This is a genomic window from Carboxylicivirga fragile (genome assembly GCF_050589805.1).
In the GTDB taxonomy this organism is placed as follows: Bacteria; Bacteroidota; Bacteroidia; order Bacteroidales; family Marinilabiliaceae; genus Carboxylicivirga; species Carboxylicivirga fragile.
The window spans coordinates 1-22371 of sequence record NZ_JBNGOY010000040.1 but is presented as its reverse complement, the minus strand read 5'-3'; the positions used below and the strand labels follow the sequence as shown (position 1 = coordinate 22371).

At 36.5% G+C, this 22371-nt stretch carries 15 protein-coding genes; 2 read left to right on the top strand and 13 right to left on the bottom strand.

Features of this window, described 5'->3' with window-relative positions:
- Positions 1 to 5: 5 nt before the first annotated feature.
- The 9 genes from ACRD7B_RS16570 to ACRD7B_RS16530 all read right to left on the bottom strand — a co-directional run bounded on the left by ACRD7B_RS16570 (position 6) and on the right by ACRD7B_RS16530 (position 15983).
- A complete protein-coding gene (locus tag ACRD7B_RS16570) occupies positions 6 to 416 on the bottom strand; it encodes a hypothetical protein (protein WP_430825716.1) in 411 nt (136 codons plus the stop codon).
- Between the two features lie 481 nt (positions 417 to 897).
- Positions 898 to 2769 (bottom strand): hypothetical protein, encoded by a 1872-nt coding sequence (locus ACRD7B_RS16565; RefSeq protein ID WP_430825715.1) that lies wholly within the window; start codon positions 2767 to 2769, stop codon positions 898 to 900.
- A gap of 66 nt (positions 2770 to 2835) precedes the next feature.
- Positions 2836 to 4446, bottom strand: coding sequence for a RagB/SusD family nutrient uptake outer membrane protein (locus ACRD7B_RS16560; protein ID WP_430825714.1), 1611 nt, complete (start codon positions 4444 to 4446; stop codon positions 2836 to 2838).
- A gap of 17 nt (positions 4447 to 4463) precedes the next feature.
- Entirely contained in the window at positions 4464 to 7634 is a 3171-nt protein-coding gene (locus ACRD7B_RS16555; RefSeq protein WP_430825713.1) for a SusC/RagA family TonB-linked outer membrane protein, read from the bottom strand.
- Between the two features lie 496 nt (positions 7635 to 8130).
- Entirely contained in the window at positions 8131 to 9777 is a 1647-nt protein-coding gene (locus ACRD7B_RS16550) for a RagB/SusD family nutrient uptake outer membrane protein (protein WP_430825712.1), read from the bottom strand.
- A 27-nt stretch (positions 9778 to 9804) separates the two neighbouring features.
- On the bottom strand, positions 9805 to 12975 hold the full coding sequence (locus ACRD7B_RS16545; protein WP_430825711.1) for a SusC/RagA family TonB-linked outer membrane protein: 3171 nt from the start codon (positions 12973 to 12975) through the stop codon (positions 9805 to 9807).
- 322 nt (positions 12976 to 13297) lie between these two features.
- Positions 13298 to 14218 carry an SPFH domain-containing protein gene (locus ACRD7B_RS16540; protein WP_430825710.1) on the bottom strand — a complete coding sequence of 307 codons (921 nt, stop codon included), beginning with the start codon at positions 14216 to 14218 and terminating at the stop codon, positions 13298 to 13300.
- A 24-nt stretch (positions 14219 to 14242) separates the two neighbouring features.
- Positions 14243 to 14683, bottom strand: a complete 441-nt coding sequence (locus ACRD7B_RS16535) for an NfeD family protein (RefSeq protein WP_430825709.1) — start codon at positions 14681 to 14683, stop codon at positions 14243 to 14245.
- An 82-nt stretch (positions 14684 to 14765) separates the two neighbouring features.
- Positions 14766 to 15983 (bottom strand): L-serine ammonia-lyase, encoded by a 1218-nt coding sequence (locus tag ACRD7B_RS16530; RefSeq protein ID WP_430825708.1) that lies wholly within the window; start codon positions 15981 to 15983, stop codon positions 14766 to 14768.
- A gap of 170 nt (positions 15984 to 16153) precedes the next feature.
- Between ACRD7B_RS16530 and ACRD7B_RS16525 the strand changes: the two genes are divergently transcribed.
- Positions 16154 to 17377: a transaldolase family protein gene (locus ACRD7B_RS16525; protein WP_430825707.1), complete on the top strand. Its 1224-nt coding sequence runs from the start codon at positions 16154 to 16156 to the stop codon at positions 17375 to 17377.
- A gap of 59 nt (positions 17378 to 17436) precedes the next feature.
- Here the strand turns inward: ACRD7B_RS16525 and ACRD7B_RS16520 are convergent, their stop codons facing one another.
- Both ACRD7B_RS16520 and ACRD7B_RS16515 read right to left on the bottom strand, forming a co-directional pair.
- Positions 17437 to 17946, bottom strand: coding sequence for a DUF4494 domain-containing protein (locus ACRD7B_RS16520; RefSeq protein WP_430825706.1), 510 nt, complete (start codon positions 17944 to 17946; stop codon positions 17437 to 17439).
- 66 nt (positions 17947 to 18012) lie between these two features.
- On the bottom strand, positions 18013 to 19179 hold the full coding sequence (locus ACRD7B_RS16515; RefSeq protein ID WP_430825705.1) for a BamA/TamA family outer membrane protein: 1167 nt from the start codon (positions 19177 to 19179) through the stop codon (positions 18013 to 18015).
- 203 nt (positions 19180 to 19382) lie between these two features.
- Between ACRD7B_RS16515 and ACRD7B_RS16510 the strand changes: the two genes are divergently transcribed.
- Entirely contained in the window at positions 19383 to 19622 is a 240-nt protein-coding gene (locus ACRD7B_RS16510; RefSeq protein ID WP_430825704.1) for an acyl carrier protein, read from the top strand.
- A gap of 105 nt (positions 19623 to 19727) precedes the next feature.
- Here the strand turns inward: ACRD7B_RS16510 and ACRD7B_RS16505 are convergent, their stop codons facing one another.
- Both ACRD7B_RS16505 and ACRD7B_RS16500 read right to left on the bottom strand, forming a co-directional pair.
- Complete coding sequence (locus tag ACRD7B_RS16505) at positions 19728 to 21194, bottom strand: DUF5686 family protein (protein ID WP_430825703.1); 1467 nt, start codon at positions 21192 to 21194, stop codon at positions 19728 to 19730.
- A 72-nt stretch (positions 21195 to 21266) separates the two neighbouring features.
- Entirely contained in the window at positions 21267 to 22244 is a 978-nt protein-coding gene (locus ACRD7B_RS16500) for a FecR family protein (protein WP_430825702.1), read from the bottom strand.
- Positions 22245 to 22371: the final 127 nt, after the last annotated feature.

The following is a 22371-nucleotide window of genomic DNA, read 5'->3' as shown; positions in this document are numbered from 1 at the left end:
AATTATTAATTGGGTTTTTGTGTTAATTTCTCTAAAGTCTTCACATTGATATAATAATGTTTCATTGCATTATCAATATCCTCATCTAATGATTTAACGCCTGGGCGAGATTCTATTACAACGTACAAATCATTATACCATTTAACACTGGCATTATATTTTCGTTCGGTATAAACAATAGTCCCTTTTTGGACATCATATATACTATAATTTAGCGCATTAACAGGTAATTCTTCCGACGTTTTATTGGTCTGTTTGATAATAAAAAATGTTTCGGAAGTATTAACAACTGTTGTAACATCCCCATTAAAATGCGCCTTTATTACCTCATCTAGCTTATTTTCGTCAGTAGTTTTTTTTACTGTCTGACAACTTACAAGAATAACTAAAATAAACAATAGGTTTAGTGCCTTCATATTATATGTGTTTTTTTTATAACTAGAGCGGTGTAAAGGTAAAAAAATAGTATTCATTAACAATAACTTGACTAATACATTCGCTACAGTTAATACTTAAAATTTCGTTAAGGTTACGCGTCACACAGTGCCCTTTTAATTTAAAATTAAGATCAAAAACAGCATTAACAATGACTCGCTTTATACATCTATTATTCGATCAAAAATTACTTATTACTAATAGTTTGGATGATTAGAACCTGTATAAATCAAAAACAGACCGAAGTTTATTTTATCTAGAAAAAACCACCAACTATTAGGTTTTTCCCTTTAGCAAGATCAGGGAATATCATTGCCAGAGCAGGGGCAATTTTCTATAGGCAACAACTGAATAAAGGTACAAATACTAAAGCTCCACATAAAAGAAAGAGGGTGTTAGCAAATAACACCCTCTCTCAATTAAATTCTATTTAAATTAGAAAGTTACGTTTCCTGAAACATTTTATCTTATCGTTTTAGGAGATAGTTTTCCTTGAATCTTAAAATTATGCTTAGGTTTCACTGTTCTCTCTATGGATGAGATCGGAGATGAAACTTGTAAATGTTCAGAACTTGTTGATTTAACACTTGCAGAAGAACTAGCAACTGGCGTGAACAATAAGTTATAATAACCACTTATAAAACCACCAGCTAAATTTGAATTTAATAAATACCCGAAAGCTTCACTCGTAGGAGCAGTAGATAATTTACCCTGTATACTAGACTTAAATGCTAAAACGGCAGTTGTACTAACATCACCATCATTATTAATAGTTTGCAAATCAACATCGTAATCTCCAAAATCAGCAAGCACTTGCGGTGCAATTGACATAGTACTAGTAGCAGGATCGAAAGTAGCCAAAACCTCTTCAGCATATTGCAGCCCAGTAATTACAAGACTATTGTCTTCCGTACCTTCAGCAATTACAACAGGTACATTAGCATCATCTCTTCCGGTAAGAGCGCTCGGTCCAGTCATTACAAAATCTCCAATAAAAGCACTGATGTCATAAGAAGGCTCAACTTTAGCGTAATATTGCTTCTCAGCAAACTCACCAACGATGGTTCCATCCTCGTAATGGAAAACAACTCCTAAAGTATATTCCGTTACACCATTATCCCCAACAATAACCGATGATTTAATGTCTCTACTTTGTGATATATAAACAGGCTCACCAAAAACATTAATTCCCAATGGTTGCATCTCAGGAATCAGGATAGCATCATTTTTATAATAAAATGCCAAACCTTTACCTTCAGCATATAAATCAGCAAGATAATACAGATCTTTATAATCACTTTCGTCATTTTCTGGATCTGCATCAACTGCCTTAGCAATTGTTTGCTCCCAACTATCATTTAATGCCATTGAAGCAAATTCACTTACTTCACCCACAATAGTCGTGTACTCCACATCGTTGAAGTCCTCAATCTTCAGGTTAGCTGCAATAAATGCCTCTTTAGTTGTATATATCGTCGTAGGAGTAGACGAAGGATACTTGGTTCCAGCATTATAATCAGGTAAACTTAAATAGAGTGCACCAGAACCAAAAGTAATTATACCATCTTTTATCTGACCAACTTCACCATCAACAGATCCTATCGACTTTATTCCATATCCCCAGTCAACACCAATTTCATGTCCGCTCATTACTACATCTCCAGATGTACCTGAAGGATCTGAAATTTCAATAGTTGTATAATAATCCTTTGTCTCATCAAAATCACCAGGATCATTATAAGGATATCCGTCATAGATGCCATCAGCATCTTGTCCAGTTGCAACATCATATGCATTTTTAAAGCGATAACGAACCGATGCACCTAATTGTGCTTTTTGTGCTTCCACATACATCGGAAGAGATCCTACACCAAACAAAGCAGCAATAGCGCCATCTACATATACCATTGGCTCCGCAACATCTTCCCACTTAATACGTGAGACCATTGTAGTAACATAAGGTTTAGCAGATCCATAAGGATTAATGTAATTATCACCTTCAACAGCAAGTTTAAGATCATAAGCTATACCTTCTCCCGCCTGAGGAAAAGTTACCTTAAAATCAACTTCTGTCTCACCATCAGCAAACGTTACACTTGAAGGTACAACAAATACGTCATCCTTATTAGTTTCAACGATAATAGGTACATCAACACTACCTGCAGATAAAGTACGCGAAACAGTTAGAGTAAGCTCTAAAGCATCCGCAGGTTCTAACTCAAACACTGCTTGATTTGAGCTTGGAAAAAACACCCCTTGACAGCCTTCTGGGGCTTGTGGACTTGGTGTAACCGTATCTTCCCACTCACTACATCCTACAAATAATGTAGTCATCGCGAAGAGAATAGCTATATATAATTTATTAAATTTCATATAATCAAATTAAAATGTAAAACATAATTACTCTTCATCAGGAACCGGCAGCGGATCTGGTGCTGAAGGATTATTATCACTTTCGCTCAAAGCTGGGTTTGCTTGAATTTCAGCCTCAGGTAAACGCCATAGCAAAACATCATCGCCAGCAGGAATATTAAATACCATAGTAGCATTCGGATAACCAGCTCCTCTACGGTCAACTCCCTTATTAAGACGCATGATATCAAACCAGTTTAAACCTTCACCCCATAATTCAATGCGTCGCTGATTAAACACTTCTTCCTGCACAGCTTCCGAACCAGTAGCAGAACAAACATAATCAGGATCACGGTATGTTTTAATAAAAGTCTCAAGCGTTGTTTTACCATCGCCTCCACTCATGGCTTCCGCCTCAGCCTTAATTAAATACATCTCTTCGATACGCATCAAAGGAAGGTCATTGGAGTTTGTCTTTGTTTTTAGGACATTAGAATAAGGAGCAAACTTCACTTGGGTGTAAGCAGCATAACCATAATCCTCCATCGTCTCAGCAAACTCTTTAGTTAAATTGTCAGATAATTTATTTTCATCTAACCACCAACCTTTACGTACGTCAGAATTACCTATTAAAGCATAAAGCTTTTTACTAATCTGGCGTCCACCATTAAAGTTTGCATATCCATAGTTAAATGATCCCATGTGAGATATCCAATTCACAATCTGACTAGTCACAACACGATCCGTTTCCGCAATCATTATACCCCACATCCAGTTGGATTCTTCAACCGTCCAAAATGCAGGTTTACTAACATCATCTATACTTGCAGGCGATGCATCTGATTTATCAATAGCACTTGTTGCGTCAGCAGCAGCTTCAGCATATTTATGCATTGTTAAATTCACACGAGCACGTAAACCATAGGCTACAGCTAAACTAACGTAACGTTTATCATCACGCACAACACCCTCAGCCTCAGCATCGGTTAATAAATCAACCGCAGAGTTAATGTCAGTCATAATTAATTCATAAACCTCTTCGACTGTTGAACGACCAGCACCTTCAAAAGCTACACTAGTAGCATTTTTATCTGTTACAATAGGTACACAAGGCTTGCTTTGGTTACCTTCGTAATTAAACTGGTACAATTGTGCTAAAATCCAATAACTGAATGCACGCGTAGCCAAACCTTGACTTAAAAAATATTTAGACGTTGGATCCTCTGTTGCTGGATCAATCGCTGCAATCACATTATTACAATTTGCAATAATTTTGTATTGATTATTCCATATAATCTGTGACTCTCTTGAAGTATAAACACGGTCAGAATACTCTAAGCTACTGGTTGTCCAGTTATATCCATTATCTTCTTGCACCATGTCATTACCATTGGCATCAGAGAACATCATTAAAGACGGAAATCCAATGTCATGATGATTTACACGATTAAGTGCATCTTCATTAGGAGCATACTGACTAAACTGAGCATAAATACCTGTCACACCGGCCGAAGCCTTTGACGGATCAAGACCATAGATCTCCAATTTCTGATCGGTCGTGATAACATCTCCTTCAGGAATCGTATCTAGATTATCCTCACACCCACTAAAAAACAATAAGGCGGGTGCCACTAACATATATAATAATTTCTTTTTCATATCACTTATTTAAGTTTTTAAAACACCAAGTTTATACCACCCGAAATAGTACGAATAGGCGTATAACGCGCTGTTGTTGCAGAAGTAAAACTTTGGCGTGGATCTAATCCTTTTCGTTTTGACCAAAGTGCTACATTTTCAGCCGCTACATAAATACGTAATTTCTGCACTTTTAAACGAGATACAATGTTAGACGGAAGTGTATAACCAATGGTTATATTATTCAAGCTTAGATAATCTGAACTTGTTAAAAAACGAGTTGATTGACTACTTGCATAACGATCGTTTGCATTCATACGCGGCACGTCCGTATTTGGATTTTCTGGTGTCCAGGCATTGTAAATGTCCTTATGCCAGTTTTGACCAGCACTACCAGGAGTTCCACTATGCATTAAACGAGCATAACCCGAATCATAAATCTGACCTCCTAATTGATATGAAAACAATACAGATGCATCAAAACCATAGGCATTAACCGAGGTGCCAAATCCACCATAAACTGTTGACAACAGGTCATCAGTCGCAATTTTATGATCAGCTGCCTGCGAATAATCAGCTGTACGTTCACGTACGCCGGCATCATTTGTCGTCCAATATTCTGCTTCCCCGGTTTCAGCATTAACCCCTGCATACTCCACTAAAAACATACGATACATAGACTCACCTTCTTCATAAATACGAGCTCCATCAATTAACTCACCATTTAACTCAGGAGACAGTTTATTTATTTTATTTTTAATGAAAGTGGCATTTGCATTCACACTCCACTGTATATTAGATCTTTTAATGATTGTGTAAGCAAGGTCTAGTTCTAAACCCGAATTGGTCATCGAACCAATATTCATTGGAATTGTATTATATCCAGCGATACCGGTTACCGGGGCATAATATAGCATATCAGATGATTTTCGTCCAAAATACTCAACTGTACCACTCAAACTATTATTAAGCACGGCAAAATCAACACCCGTATTATACGAAGTGGATGTCTCCCATGTAATGTCTTTATTACCCTTATAATCCAAAGTTCCATCAGCAAATACCCCCTCAGCTCCACTTACTTTCCATTGATCAGCGTAGGCGTAATAGTTTCCGATAGCATCGTTTCCTTGCTCACCATAAGAAGCTTTTAGCTTCAACATATTAACCCAAGGTAAACCATCCATAAATGACTCATTACTGATTAACCAAGCTCCACTAGCCGAAAAGAAGTTACCCCAACGGTTATCTGGGTGGAAACGAGATGATGCATCACGACGATACGCAACATTAAAGAAATACTTATCTTGTAATGAATAGTTAATCCGAGTAAATATACCTTCGGTTGCATAACTGTCTTTCGAGCCACCACCTCTGATGTTGTCAATTGCATTATCTACGTAATAACTCTCTGGGTTATATAAATTATTTCCAGCTGCGTAAACAAGCTCATACTCATACTTATACCCATCATAACCAGCTGTAATATCAAACTGATGTTGATCCTGTATCGCGAATTGATAATTAGCAACATATTGCTGATTAAAACCAAAAGTCCTAGAATTCTGTTGGTATGCTGATCCATCAGGAGCACTTTGCCCCATATAAGTATTACCTAGGTCATAATAGCGTTCATTATTCACATTCAAACCATAACGTGCATTAATTTTTAAACCTTGAATAGGTGAAATTTCAGCAAACCATGAACTGTTTATTACGTCACTTTTGATGTCAGTATTATTATACGTTAAGTCACCAGCTGGATTCGCTATCGACATAAACGCACGGTCCATGTTAGTGCTCTGTCCGTCACCATAATCATATATCTTACGACCATTATTTAATAAAATACCTTTCGTTTCAGCATCACGAACGTACAACGGATATATAGGAGCAATGTAATTAGAGATAAAGAAAGCATTACCACTAGAGGTTGTTGATACTTGTTCTCCAGGATAATCACTCTGAATATTATTGATACTTACATTAGCACCAACTTTTAACCAGTCAGTTACTTTCTGATCACCTCTCAAACGACCTGAGAGACGAGAGAAACCAGAACCATCTATCACACCTTTATCATCTAAATAATTAAATGAAAGGTAGTATGAATTCTTGTCGGTTCCAGCAGAGATAGACAGATTGTATTCTTGTCTAGGATTGTTTTTAAATGTTTCACCGGCCCAATCATCAGGAGTATAATAATACTCTCCATCACTATAACCCAAAGTCGCATTAGGATTCAATTTACCGTTGTTTCCAACTAAATACTCCCCATCAGGTAAAGTATATATTTGATATCCCGAACCACCTTCAGAACCTGTCATGATTTTGGAGTTGGCATAAATATTAGCGTCAGCCGGGGAATAACCTAAATTATAAATACCAGCATTGTAAATAGCTTGATAGCTATTCTCAATATAATTCTGTGGGCTTGTTAAAACTTCGTAATTCTCAACAGCACGTGAATTCATACCATACTTCGCATCAAAATTTATAACAACTTTTCCAGATTTGGCTTTCTTAGTTGTAATCATGATGATACCATTTGCTCCACGAGCACCATACAATGCAGTAGAAGCCGCATCTTTCAATACAGTCATCGATGCAATATCTGAGGAACTAATTGATGATAAATCACCATCAAAAGGAACCCCGTCCACAACATAAAGAGGATCAGAGCCAGCGTTAATAGATCCAACACCACGAATACGAATGGTTGCATCCTCACCAGGCTGTCCATTATTACTAAGCACCTGAACACCTGCCATAGTTCCTGACAAGGCCTGAGAAACATTGGAAACCTGACGCTTTTCTATTGTCTCAGCATCTATAACAGCAGCAGAACCTGTATACGATCCTTTTGTAGAAGTACCATAGGCTACTACGATAACTTCATCAATGTTTTCAGAATCACTGCTCATTACAGCATCAATTTTAGTCTGACCTGCAATAGCAATCTCTTGCGAAGTCATTCCAACAAAAGAGAACACCAAAATTTCGGCATCATTTGGAACAGATAAATTGTAGACTCCATCGGGTTGTGTTACCGTACCTACAGTTGTTCCTTTTACAAATACTGATACACCTGGTATGGGACTACCATCGCTTGCATCAGTCACAGTTCCGGTTATATTTGTTGTTTGAGCTACTAAAGCTTGCAAACTAACTATAACCATAAACGAAAGTGCTAAAAGTACTTTCTTCATAGACTAAAGGTTTAAAATTAATAAATAGGACAATTAATTGTTTTGTTACAATTATGCCGCTAAATTAATAAAAAGTAACAATAATTGTATGCTATCATCATATTTTAACCATGATTAGCATCATGCTGTTTTATGACGAGCAACACTTTTCTTTCAGTCTAAGCGCGTTGAAAGCTGCTTTAGTTACAAATTAAAAGAATATTTAAATCTTCACCTCCAAATCGACAGGAATCAATATGTTGTTTTTAATTAAAATAAATTTGCATTTTTTAACAATTAACTCTCTTTAGACCCTAGCTACCACAATTTGTTTAGAACCAAAAATAAAACTCTACTTACTTTATATTATAAAAACATCAAGTAAGTAGAGAGATTGTTCCCCCTCTTGCACCAATCCTTGAACGTTATTAATAATAACGAACTACACCATAAAAAAAGTGCAACTAGAAAAATCTAGTTGCACTTAATTAAAATATTTCTTTATAAGAAAACCTACCTACAAAGGTGCAGATGGATTTTGATCATCTTCAGTCATATTAATATTTGCATTTATCTCACCTTGCGGTATCTGATAAATCCAATTAACATTAACCGAAGGCTTATCTTGTTTGTAACCATCAGCATATAAACCAGAATCAGCACCAGTTCCAATTAAGTTTCCATCTTCATCCTTAATAGTTCCCTCACGATTTAACTCTTCATCGTATCGCAACATATCTAACCAACGGCGTCCCTCGCCCCATAATTCAATTCGACGATGTAGTTTAATCTCCTCAATTAAGGCATCACCTGTATTAGTAGATAGAACGTATGCTTCGTCTCTGGCAGAAACAAGGTCAAATAAAACCTTGGCAGCTTCAGCATCACTTCCTCCGGATCGAGCTAAGGCCTCAGCCTCGATCAAATACATTTCAGAAGCACGCATATACAGCACATCATCCGGATCAATGGTTCCAGGGTTTGCATTTAAGAACTTAACCGACATATGAGGATACGTTTCAAAACGACTTGTCATTCCGTAAGTTTCTATAACTTTATCATACTCCGCCCAAAATCTATCCGAATTTTCATCCTCATTATAATTAGGGTCATTCGACCATCCATCAACGGTATTCGGTGCTAATGGTAACCACAAATCCTTACGGTAATCAGTATCAGCGATTTGAGAAAACAACTCAGTATTAATAATCTTAGGGTTGGTTCTGTTTTGTGTACCGTTAAAGTTAGTCCCAATAAAATAAAACCATGCACGATAATATGTTGTTTGGTCACTAATAATGTCACCAGCCCACATAACTTCCGTGCCAGTAATCACATTAAATCCACTTTTATATTCAGCTTCTCCCATTAATTCATAACCGGCTCTAGCCTCATTAGCGAAACTTGCTGCTTTACTCCATTCGCCTTTAACAAGAGCAACACGCGCAGCAATACCCTTAACAGTATTCATATTAAGGTGTGATTTATTTGGCATATTCTGAGCGTTTTCCATATGAGCAATTGCTTCAGTTAAATCCTTTTCAATTTGCTCATACACTTTCGCTACCGTTTCTCTAGGTTTTCCTTCATAAGGCAATGCCGTTTCTAACATCACTGGCACCCCAGGATCCGTAGATGGATTACCCCAAGCATAACTATTAGCAAATAGCTGAACTAATCTAAAGTAAGAATAAGCGCGATAAGCTTTGGCTTGTCCAAGAATACTAGACATCAACTCATCTTCAAATATATCTTCAGATGCATTAATGATATTATTGGCACTACCTATCATATGGTAGTAATGATGCCACACCCATTCAACTTCACCACGATTAGGGTTAGTATGAACAATCCATTTCAACTGGCTTCTAAACCAACCATTACCCGAGGTAGTATGTAAAGCATCACTTGCAGGAAATTCTAACATTGGAATAATAAAACCTTCTCCTGCATATGTATAATTGGTTGAACCAACTTCTAATGGAGATTGAGAGTACATAGTTCTATGCATACCATTTAACGACGCCAACAAACTGGTTGGAGAAGTAAGAGCATCTCCTGGTGAAACTGCATTAGTTGGTTTTGTTTCTAGAAAATCATCAGAACAACCAACAGATGCAACAACCAATAACCCTAATATGAGTTTATTAATATATTTCATCATAACTTTATTTTTTTAAATCAATCTCAATTAAAATCCAACATTAACACCAATAGAGAAAACTCTACTTGGTAAATACACGTTACTAGTAGTACCTCCAAAATTTTGCTGTGGATTCATACCTTTTCTAGCAGTAGAAATAAATAAATTTTCCCCTGTAACAAAAGCCCTTAAACTCTTAATACCTAAATCACTAACAAACTTCTGCTTGAAATTATAGCTTAAGTTGATATTCTTAAATGATAAATAACTTGCATCAGTTAACCAACGATCTGAAGTTGGAGCCAAATAACTATTATCAAATTGCAAACGAGGAATGTCATTTGATTCACCAGGCGTTCTCCATCCTTTAAGCTGATCGACATGAATAGCATTACCATATTCACCTTCATGCATTAAGTCACGATAAGAATAATCCATTATTTTGCCTCCAATTCCATACGTGAACAAGAATGTCAGTCTGAAATCTTTGTAACTTAAGGTATTTCCAATAGACCCGAATAAATCAGGAATAGATGAGTCTCCGGTATATCCTTGCTCTGAATCTAAGTAGTTTTCTGATAATACAGGCGATCCATCTTCATTGTACTGAGGAACCGTTTCACCAGTTTTATCATCAGTTTTCCAAACGTGGAATAAAGCTGCACCCGTTTCAGAGTTAACACCATAATAATCGTAAGTAAAAAAGTCATAAACAGAATGTCCTTCTGACCAACGCTTAGATCCATCAATATATGGGTCAGGAATTTCAGTTATCTCATTCTTCAATGTTGACATTTGAAGGTCAATATCCCAAGTAAAGCTAGCCGTTTTAATAACAGAACCTCCAATGCCAATTTCAAATCCTGAATTAGCCATTGTCGCAGCATTTCTTGGCTGCTGTGCTAAACCTTGAGATAAGGCTAGTGGCACTTCATACAATAAATCTACTGAATTACGTCTATAGTACTCAAGTGAACCATGCATACGATTATTTAAGAGAGTAAACTCTAATGCCGCATCATAACTTGCACTTGTTTCCCAGGTAAGAATAGTATTACCTACATCAGACCAATTTAAACCTGGCTCACCAGCGTTTGGCCTAAAACCATACTTAGCTTGATAAGCGTAATATCCAGCAATTTTATCATTACCAACCTCACCATACGATAATCTAAGTTTTAACTGATCTATCCAAGAGATATCCTGAATAAACTGTTCCTGATCCATTCGCCAAGAAGCTCCTACCGAATAGAAATTACCCCATCTTTCATCCGGGTGAAAACGAGAAGATCCATCACGACGGAATGAGGCTGAGAAATAATACTTATCCATATAGTTATATTTCAACTGCCCCAAATAACTTTCAAGTCGATAATCGGATGAATACCCTGATAAATCGGTTGGTGTAACAAAATTATCATACTCATAAATCCCCTTGGCAGTCATCTGAGTTTTCATTCCTGTCATGTCTGAATAATTACGATCATAACTCTCATGGCCTACCATAAAGTCAAAATTATGCCCCTCTCCAAATGACTTAGCGTAATTTACGATCTGATTGAATGTTTCAGTTGTTCTTGTAAATCTATCTTGGCTATAGCGTCCTGTAGGTGCACCATCTCCAACAATCTCGTTCTCAAATTCAGAATCAATAGAATTTAGAATATCCAATGAGTAACGCATGGTAAAAGACAAACCTTCGTACAAGTTGAAAGTCGCATATGAGCGATTACTAATTCCGTTAGTTTTAGCCAAATTATCATTATAATCAAGCTCAGCAATAATATGACGACCAGGGTTTGCTGCGGCAGGGCGTTTGTTAATTTCAAACTCATTATAACCACCACCTAAGTCATAGATTCGCTGACCATTAACATCATGAATATATTCATGTGTTGATGGATCAACAAGCCATACAGGATAAATAGGCCCCATATTACGCGCGAAATAAAAAGGATTACCATAGCTTGTGTTACCAGTAGTACCCGATGCTAATCCTTTTTCTGTAGCATAACCATAAATATTAGTTCCCAGTTTCAACCATTTCGTTGGTGTAACATTAACGTCCATACGAGCATTTGTACGTTTATACTTAGAACTCACTATGTACCCCGTTTCATCAAGATGACCAATAGAAAACATAAAATCGTGGTTTTCACCACCTCCATTAGCTGTAACACTATAGTTCTGACGTTTACCGGTTTGCTCTAAAGGCTCATACCAGTTCAAGCCCGGCATTGTAACCCTTGCATTAGGATTAATTCTCCCATCAGTACCAACAATTTGATCATTTGCTACATTAAATGGATTATACTTTAATTTATCGTAAATCTCTGCTGAAGCTTTAATCGCAGCATCTGCAGGATCCATGTTTGATTTACCAAAAATTAAACTATTCTTGTAAGATTCAAACATCAACTCATAATACTCCGAAGGGTTTGCAGTTTCATAATATGGTATTGCCTGAGTAACAACACCAACCACGGCACTAGCATTAAAATTAACTTTTGAACCAGCTCCTGATTTACCCTTTTTAGTTGTTATCAACACAACACCGTTGGCTGCACGTGAACCATAAAGTGCTGTTGAGGATGCATCTTTAAGAATTGTCATAGATGCAATGTCATTCGGATCAATATTCTCCAAACCATTTTCGTAAGTTGCACCATCAACAATAAACAAGGGATCGGCCGTACCGTTTAGAGTACCAATACCCCTAATTCTAATTTCAGGTGAACTACCTGGCTGACCCGAACCCGAAGTTACCTGCACACCGGTTGTAGCACCTTCTAAGGCCTGAGTTACGGAAGTAACTGTTCTACTTTCAAGCTCTTCTGCTCCAACAACACCTGCTGACCCAGTAAAAGATGACTTTTTTGCGGTACCATAAGCTACAACAATAACTTCATCAAGATCTTCGGCATCACTTTTCATTGCCACATTAATTACTGAACGTCCTTCAATAAGAATTTCTTGGGTACTCATCCCAATAAATGAGAAAACCAAAGTTTCTGCATTTTCCGGTACCTCCAAAGCGTACGTTCCGTCAGGACGAGTAACTGTCCCAACCGTTGTTCCCTTTACAAATACAGAAATTCCTGGGATAGGAAACCCATCTCCTGCATCAGTAACTGTTCCAGTTATTTCTGTTGTTTGAGCCATTAATGACTGCAAACCACAAATAACCACAAACGAAAGTGCTAAAAGTACTTTCTTCATAGACTAAAGATTTTAATTAATAAATTATAAAAATTAATTACGTGTTTAATTGCTCTGCAAATGTAACAAAACCGAGGTGTTTTAAGCAAATTTTAACAGTTATAAAAATCAAGATCAGATGCTATAGACTGACACATCAAACTACCAAGTCCTTATTTTAAAACATTTTTCACATATATACACCACATTAATATCAATTTATCACAAAAACATCACCATAAATTTCACATGCTTTTAGACACTTTTTAACAGGTCGCATGTTTTTTTTTTAAAAAAACCGAAACTATTAAGCTTCGGCTCTAAAAATCACATGTCGATTAAGTTATTTCTTCGTCTGATTCAAAACAGAAGTTGCCGTAGCAATAATACCGGAGACATCAGATAAGTTAGAAGGTATAATCATTGTATTATTCTCTTTAGCTAATTTACCAAACTCGCCTAAGTATTGTTCAGCTACTCGCAAGTTCACCGCATCCATGCCGCCTTTTTCATTTATGGCCAAAGCTATTTCTTTAATTCCTTTCGCCGTGGCACTAGCAATTGCTTCTATCTCCGACGCCTTACCTGAAGCCTCATTGATACGTTTTTGCTTTTCACCTTCCGAACGTGCAATCAACTCTTGTTTATCACCCTCTGCTACATTTATTTTAGCTTGCTTCTGACCTTCTGATTCGGCAATCATAGCACGTTTTTCACGTTCCGCACGCATTTGTTTCTCCATGGCATCCTTAATACTCTGTGGAGGCGTAATATTCTTCACTTCATAACGCGCTATTTTTACGCCCCAGGGATCACTTGCCTTATCCACCGCATTAACAATACTCGTATTGATTGTTTCACGCTCTTCAAACGTTTTATCCAAATCTAAACGACCTATGACACTACGCATCGTTGTCTGAGCAATTTGAATAGCAGCGAAGCCATAGTTATCGATACCATATGAAGCTTTCTTGGCATCCATTACCTGCAAGTACAATACACCATCAACTTCTACAGCAATATTGTCTTTTGTAATACATGATTGCGAAGCCACATCAATGGCCGATTCCTTTAAAGTGTGCTTGTACGCAACTTTATCAATGATTGGCATTAGAAAATGAAAACCAGCCAACAAGGTTCCATTATACTTTCCTAAACGCTCAATTACATAGGCGGAACGTTGAGGAACAATTTTAATACAAGATAATAGAATAATAAATACAACTACGCCAAGACCAATGGCTACAATAGTTGGAGCATCCATAATTTAAAAGTTTAGAGTTAATGATTATTCAGGTTCCACATTTAATTGTAAACCTTCTTTTGATTTGATAGTCACTTTCTGACCTTCTTTGACATTGGCAGTTGATGCAGCGGACCAACTCGTCCCTTTAAATTCAACTTTACCGTTAAGTCCTTCATCAATCTCGGCAATACAATAGGCCGAATAACCAATAAATTCCTCATCAGGATCTGAACCTCGAACGGTTTTCATTGTCATGCGATTCAAAATAAGCTTTCGAAGCAAAATAAGGCTAATAATAGAAGTGACACTAAAGATGACAAACTGTATCCCCAGAGATGGTTCAAATAAATAAACACATAGAGCTGTCACCCATGCACCAAGTCCGAAAAAAAGAATAAATACACCAGGTATTACAAATTCGAGAAGCAATAAGACGACTCCGGCAATGAACCAGACCAGTGCTACATTAGATAATATTTCCATAAAGTTAGGTTTTAATTAGCACTTAAATTTACGGAAATAACATCAACTACAAAACAATAACAGCAGAATTACGGAATTATAACTACTCCTTTTCTTCTTTTTTATTTTGATGAAAAACAGCTAAACCACCTGTAGAAGTTTCTTTGTAAATATTAGGCAGATCATGTCCAGTTTGCTTCATCGCCTTAACCACCTCATCGAAGGTAATACGATGACGTCCATCGGACAATAGTACATAGGTGTTATGATTAAGTGCACGAGCAGCCGCAAAAGCGTTTCGTTCGATACAAGGAATCTGTACCAAACCAGCAATAGGGTCACATGTTAAACCTAAATGGTGCTCCATACCCATCTCAGCAGAATATTCAACTTGATAAATACTACCACCGAATAATTGAGTAGCAGCAGCCGAAGCCATGGCACATGCTGTACCAACTTCTCCTTGACAACCAACCTCAGCGCCGGAAATTGACGCATTATGTTTTACCAGATTACCAATTAAACCAGCGGTAGCTAATGCTCTTAATATCTTTTTATCTGATGCGTCGTAATATTTTTGAATAAAATACAAGACAGCTGGCAATACACCACTTGCTCCACATGTTGGAGCAGTAACAATGGTTCCTCCGGCAGCATTTTGTTCCGAAACAGCTAACGCATATGCAAATATCATTGAACGTCGTTCCATGCGTCCACTAAAATTCTTAGCTTTTGTATAATAGGCTGACGCCTTACGGGGTAGCTTTAATGCACCTGGCAAAGCACCTTCTTCATCCAAACCAGTTTGAACAGCTTCTTTCATCACCGTCCACACCTTCTCCATTTCAGACCAAATCTCTTCCCCTTCAACCTCAGCAACGTACTCCCACAAATGCTTTCCATTGCTTTCGCACCACTTTAAAATATCATCTAAAGTTGTTAATTCATAAATGGCAGATGTTTCTTCTTGTATGAAATCATCAACAATAGCTCCTCCTCCAACACTGTATGCTGTCCAGCTATCTAACTCAATGCCCATATCGTTAAAAGCAGTGAATGAAAGCGCATTTGAGTGACGTGGCAAAAAAACATGCGGCTGCCAATTAATCTTCAAAACTCTTTCAGCAAATACTTGCTCAACAGCAAAATCAGTGAGATGGCCTTTACCCGTAGCTGCTAAACTACCAAATAAAGTCACTTCGTATCTGGCTGCATCTGGCTGACGCTCCAAAAACATTTCGGCAGCTTTCTTTGGCCCCATAGTATGACTACTTGAAGGCCCACTTCCTATCTTATAGATTTCGCGAATTGATTCCATCATAACAACTGATATTTTTGTCAAATTTAAGGAGCAATATGGATATTACACATGCTTTTCATCACTTTAATGAAATCTTTATCTATATAGTTAATCATGTTATAAAACAGAAATTTACTATTTGATTTTCAGAAAGTAGTTCCTAATTTTATACAACACCAATCCTCAATAACATGTCATACCCCATTCCCAAATCAACAATCATTAAGCTTTCTGAACAATTTAACGACACTGTGTTTCAATCAAAACCCTCTAACTACTGGGACAAATACCTCCACTCCGGAACTTCTTTATGGCTCGACACAGGCGATATAGTTTCGGCTAAAAAAATCTGGGCTGAAGAATTCTCTGCACTGACAACCAATAATACATTGTTGAATAATGAAGTACAAAAAGGCATTTATGACAACACAATTCCTGTTATTGCGAAACACATAAAAGAGAATAAAGGAGAATATAATATTCAAGACATTGCCTTTTGCCTAAATGCCATTCATGGACTACGTCTGGTTAAAATATTCAACTGTAATGTCAGCGTTGAGCTTCACACCGATATCGCACACAACATTAATCAAATTGCTGAAGTCGGTGCAAGTCTACATTCTATTTGCCCAAAACACTTCATCATTAAAGTACCTTTTACTTCAGCTGGCTTAATTGGTGCACGTAAATTACACGACAAAGGCATACCAGTTAATTTCACTCTTGACTTTAGCGTTCGGCAAAATATTTTTGCGTCAGTAGTAGCGCAAGCCCAATATTCAAATGTTTTCTTAGGCCGCTTGGGCGCCTATTTAAAAAACAACAAACTAGGAGAAGGACTTTACATTGGAGAGAAGGTCACTTTAGAAACTCAGCACTGTCTGCGTAGCTTAATCAATAAAAACATCAGCAAAACAAAATTAATAGCGGCGAGCATTCGTTCGCCAGAACAATTGCAACATTTGCTAGGCACCGATATTTTTACTATCCCGAGTAAAGTAGCCGATGAGGCAATAAAGGCCAAACTAAATATTGACGGCTCTCATATCAACGAAATACCTGAACCGGAATTATTCGATGAAAATGATGTAAAAAAGCTAAGACTGAAGCACCTTTGGCAGGCTCAAGATCATGAAAAAGAAATAGTATTACATTTAAACGAAAAATTACCAAATACCGCAGCTGAACTTGAAGAATACGCTCACAACCATGGTTGTCACGATTTATTCCCGAAATTGGATAAGAAGGAGCACCAAACACTTCGTGAGGATGGCAAAATTCCAATTCATAAGAAATGGAATCAAAAAATAATAAATCGAGAAATAGGCATTGATAGCCTTTTGAATATTGCAGGACTATATTCCTTTATGCATGATCAGGCACAATTGGACAAGCGTATTCAGAAATACATATAAAACAAAAGCACTGGATAAAAACCTAAATTATCCAGTGCTTAAAATATTCTTTAATTTCCCTACTCTTCAGTTGAGCTTATTTCTTCTTCTCGCTCAATTGGTCGAAGATTAGCAGGTATTTCTTCATTCACCTCATCACCTTTGAAATAAGGAAAGAAATCTAAGATTGGACTTTCGGCAATTGCATTGATATCAAAATCAACAGTCATACCATTCATTCCTTCATGTATTTTATCAAAAGCATGCTTTACATCATTAGCCATCACAAGAATCTGATTACTAATCTTTTTTTCCTTTCCTGAATTTTCATCCACGGAAACGTACGAAATTTTACTCTTAAACCAACGATCTCCATCGTCGTTTGGAAAAATCTCGGTGTAATTAGCCTTTCGAATATTGGTTACAATAAATTCCCCTCGAATCATCATCTCCATTTCTTTGTAAATACGCGATTCAGCCTCAGTAAATGAAACCGCATCAATCAGATACGTTTCACTAACCTTTTTATTAGTTCCTGACTGTTCATCTATCTTCTCGTACTTTACTTTACATTCAAACAAATTCTGCATATTTCAAATTTTAGCCCACAAAGATAGAATAGAATATTTTTCAAGAAAGGCTGTTGTTAAAAATATTTAGAATGCTTCAGAAAAGGTAGCATAAAAGCCCGTTTCACTCTTTCCAATTCCATAGTCAATACGAATATTCATGCGTGGTTGGATTTCCACTCTTAAACCAACTCCTCCATTAGGCAACCAATTATTTTGTACATCCAACGATGGCATAACAGAACCAGCTGCCATCCAAACAACGTAGCCAAAGCGACTATCGTAATTCCCTTTCTTATTTAGTTTTTTCCGTTTAAACATATGCCTGTATTCCCCAGTAAGACTCATTGAATTTTTGTCGCGAAAACGACCCAAAGTATAACCCCTCATATTGTAAGGACCACCAAGCATTGCCATATCCGACCAAGGCACTTCTCCCCCGAAATTAAAACGACACTTTGCTTGCCAAGCCAAGGTTCTTCGTTTTCGCTTAATTGTTTTATAGTGCCGATAATCAAATTCAAAAACACGATATTTTGTATTACCGCCCAAATACTCTTGAAAAAAAACCATACTCGCACTAAAGTATTTACCACTATAAGCATTCTGGACAAAATCTCTTGAATCGTATTCAAACACAAAACCAAGTCCCGTGTTTAGTACATCCGAACCACTTCGTAAAACATACTCGTCCATTTCCATCACTGGATTCATGTCAAAAGCTTTGGTTCCATTTAAATCAATGATACCGCCCAAAAACATATCTCCTTTAGTCCGAAACATAAAACGTTGATTGAATCGCCAATAACGTCGCGTATAAAAAGTAGTTTCTCGCGATGTTCTTTCATCTAAACCATTTTCGTAACCAACCCCCCAATAGTTATCAGGCATTTCTTTCATGATGAACTCTCCAATGGTTCTAATATTATCATCGGCCCAATAAATAACATTTTGAATATTTAATGTAAAGGAACCATTTGAACTATAACCAACAGAAAAAGGCACCGAAGATGTATTAAGCAAATTATTCCATCGCTGTGCCTTGAAAGTAATCAATCCTCCAGCTGTAAGTAGAAAGTCAGTCTCTGGTGTATACGAAGGTGCAACATATGGCATTATCTTAAAACCTTCACGTTCAACTTTAGCAAATCGCAAAGAATCTAAATTATCTAACAAGCGATAACTCAAAGTATCATCTTGAGCATAAACATGGCTTGTAACGATTAAAATCATTACTAAAAACCCAAGATGCATCCTCTTAATCTTTATGCCAAACACTATTATCTATATTTTTTCAAAAAAAGAACATCCCAACAACTCACCATATCCCACTCACTCACTGATGATTAAATAGAATAATTTGTAAGATTTGAATTTTTTTAATAAAAATTCAAAAAAAGCATACGTCCAAAGGTAATCACAATTGTCTTATACATGTAACAAAAAAACAATAAGCTATGAATGCTAAAGCGATAAGGCGAAATTTGTACAAGGTTTTAAGAAAGACCGGAGTACCAAAAGAGCGAATTAGTGAGGATGCCTCTTTTCGTGACGAGCTATTTGCTGACGAATTAGACATGAATTTTTTCTTGTTTTTCTTAGAAACAAGATTTGATCTTGCAATAAAAAATGACGAGATAGTGCAATTAACTTCTGTAAAATCTACAATTGATTACCTGCAGAGACATTGCGCATAAGATTTTTTCAATGACCAATCCCATGAGGTTGCTTTCAAAACAGACAATAAACCACTCATTTATCGTCCCATCAACTATTTTGAAAGCAGCCTTAATTTTTACCTTCTAGTTATCCTGCTTATTTTTAAAAACCTTTTCGATGGCCTCGTTGGGTTTAATTATATTGTAGTTTCCCCAAAACTCGATATCTGTTTCTTCAATCTCATCAGCAAGAACATACGATTCTTTAAAGGATTCGGACCACTTAAAACGGTCACCTTTATAAGCAATACAATTACTGATAAGTAATTCGGAAATAGCCCTGAAATCAGAGTTTATTTTCTGCCTTTTATCTACGATATTAATAATAATGACTCCAGTTACTTTATTCAAAATCCATTTATCGTTGACAAATCTATAATCAATTGAGTAGTCGGCATACTTAGGGCGAGCTTTAACTTTACCTGATGTTTTCTTAATTAAGGCCTTTCGACTATAACGTATGGCGCGTTTTGTCAAACTAAAATCGACATGAACAATGGCGTAACTTTTTGAATGTATAAAAAATGTACCCTCGTACAATAAGTCCCCATTATCGTCTATCGGCTTGAACTTCACCTTGTATAATACATCATCTCCCCTAAAATCAATTCCATCATATTCGTATTTATATAATGATTCTTCCTTTGGAAAAAAATCAAGATAACGGGCTATATCAATTCTTGAAAACTGAAATGGCCCACCTTCGAGCTTAAAGTCCACATTTTCCATTTTCTGCAAATCATCTTGCTTACGCCCTTTAATAAATCGAGCCCGCTCCATGCTTGAAGCCTTACCATAATCTGGTTTAGAAATCTCGATTATTGCCTCTGATACCTGCACGTATTCCGCATCCTGCAGTATTGATTCTCGAAAGAAACCTGTTAACAGACTTTGCTCATTCCAATAATTCTGTTTTTTATTCTCAAGAACGTTAAATAATATCTCATTCACCTCTTGATACTTCACCTCAATTTCAGGTAAATGAATATCATGACTCGTTAATCGTACTAGCAAAACACTATCAATACTCTCAACTGGGATAAAATGATTATCATAACCCAAAAATGAAAATGCTAAAGTGTCCTTATTAAGTTGATTTGGTATAACAAACTCAAAATCACCATTGCTGTTTGTAATAGTTCCAAGCACCTTATTTTTAACAGTTATATTAACCATTGGTAAAGGACTGCCTTCAACCTTATCAATAACCCTCCCCTTCAGCCTGAGATAAGCATCACGCTCCGTCTTTAAAGCTTTCCCAATAATAATCTGATTATTAAGAAAGGTAACAAGTACTTCATTAGAACTTAATACTTGTTTTATAGCCTCAAACGGGTGAATTCTTGAAAAATCAACAGATATGACACTATCAACAGGAATGGCATTCACATCATAGGCAATATCTATTTCCGACTTTGCCGTAATGGAATCGATAAAAGCAGCTAATTTTATATTATCGAAGCGCAGATTTACTTCCTGACTAAGAGACATACTGTGAACACACAGTAAACAGATCAATAATACAATACATTTATCTGAACTCCTCTTCATTCAATAGTATAAGTTAAAATACATCAGGTAATACGGACTTACAAGTGCATTAAATTACTATTTTCTCATGAATTATTGAACACTTGTAATTTTATATTTGCCCTCGCTTAAGCGATATTCGAGATTAAAAGGTGCACATACCGACTCAAGTACATGATTTATAGTGTAACGACTAAATGTAGCATTCAACACCATGCTATCGACATAAATTGCTGAATCTAATTCTATATTTATGTGATAGGCATTCTCGATTGTATTAAAAACCTCGTTCAATTTGGCATTATCAAATTCAAGCTCCTTGGTTTTCCATGCCTTATAATTAACGTTCTCAATCGTCCGCTTCAATAACTTGTTTGTTTCAGCAACAAAAATAGCTGATTCTCCTTTTTCGAGCGTTACTAACATATCTCCATGCCTCACCTCAACTTTACCTGATGATACAGCAACGATGGCATCCCCATTTGAAGTACTTTCTTTTACATTAAATGATGTGCCAAGTACTTTTATCTGAATTTGCTTTGTTTGTATTATAAAGGGTTTTTCTACATCTCGTGTTACGTCAAAAAATGCTTCTCCTTCTAATTGTACAGTTCTATTACTTTCATCAAATTCCTTCGGGAATTGAATTCGACTACCAATATTTAAATCAACTACAGTACCATCAATTAGTTTTATTGATTGCTGATCATTTTTAGCAATAATTGTCTGTTGATTGTTAGTCGTATTGTATAAGCTAAAGGCATAATACGATGCTAATATTATAATTAAAGAAGCAGCAACTGATATAAAACGTTTCAAAGAAATGGATAAGCCGCCTTTAGTCGACTGCATGTTCTCTCTCACTTGATTCCATGCCTTATCCGTATCAACAGTCTTTAATTCTTGGGCATATTTAGCATCATCCCATAAATGACTTAGTTGATCGTGCAAATCACTATTACCTACCAGCTCCTCGGTTAAATGCAATTGCTCTTCCTTGGACAATTCTCCCGAAATGTCTTTTGCAATTAATTGCCAATCAACCTTATTTATATCTTTCTCTTTCATCATTCTATGTAAAGGACATTCTTAAAACAATTTACCTGGAGTTGCTAAATTTACACGGACGATTTTTTAGAGATATTAAGACCAAAATAATATCTTAGAAAAATGAGTACACAGAAAAAGTATTACAGTA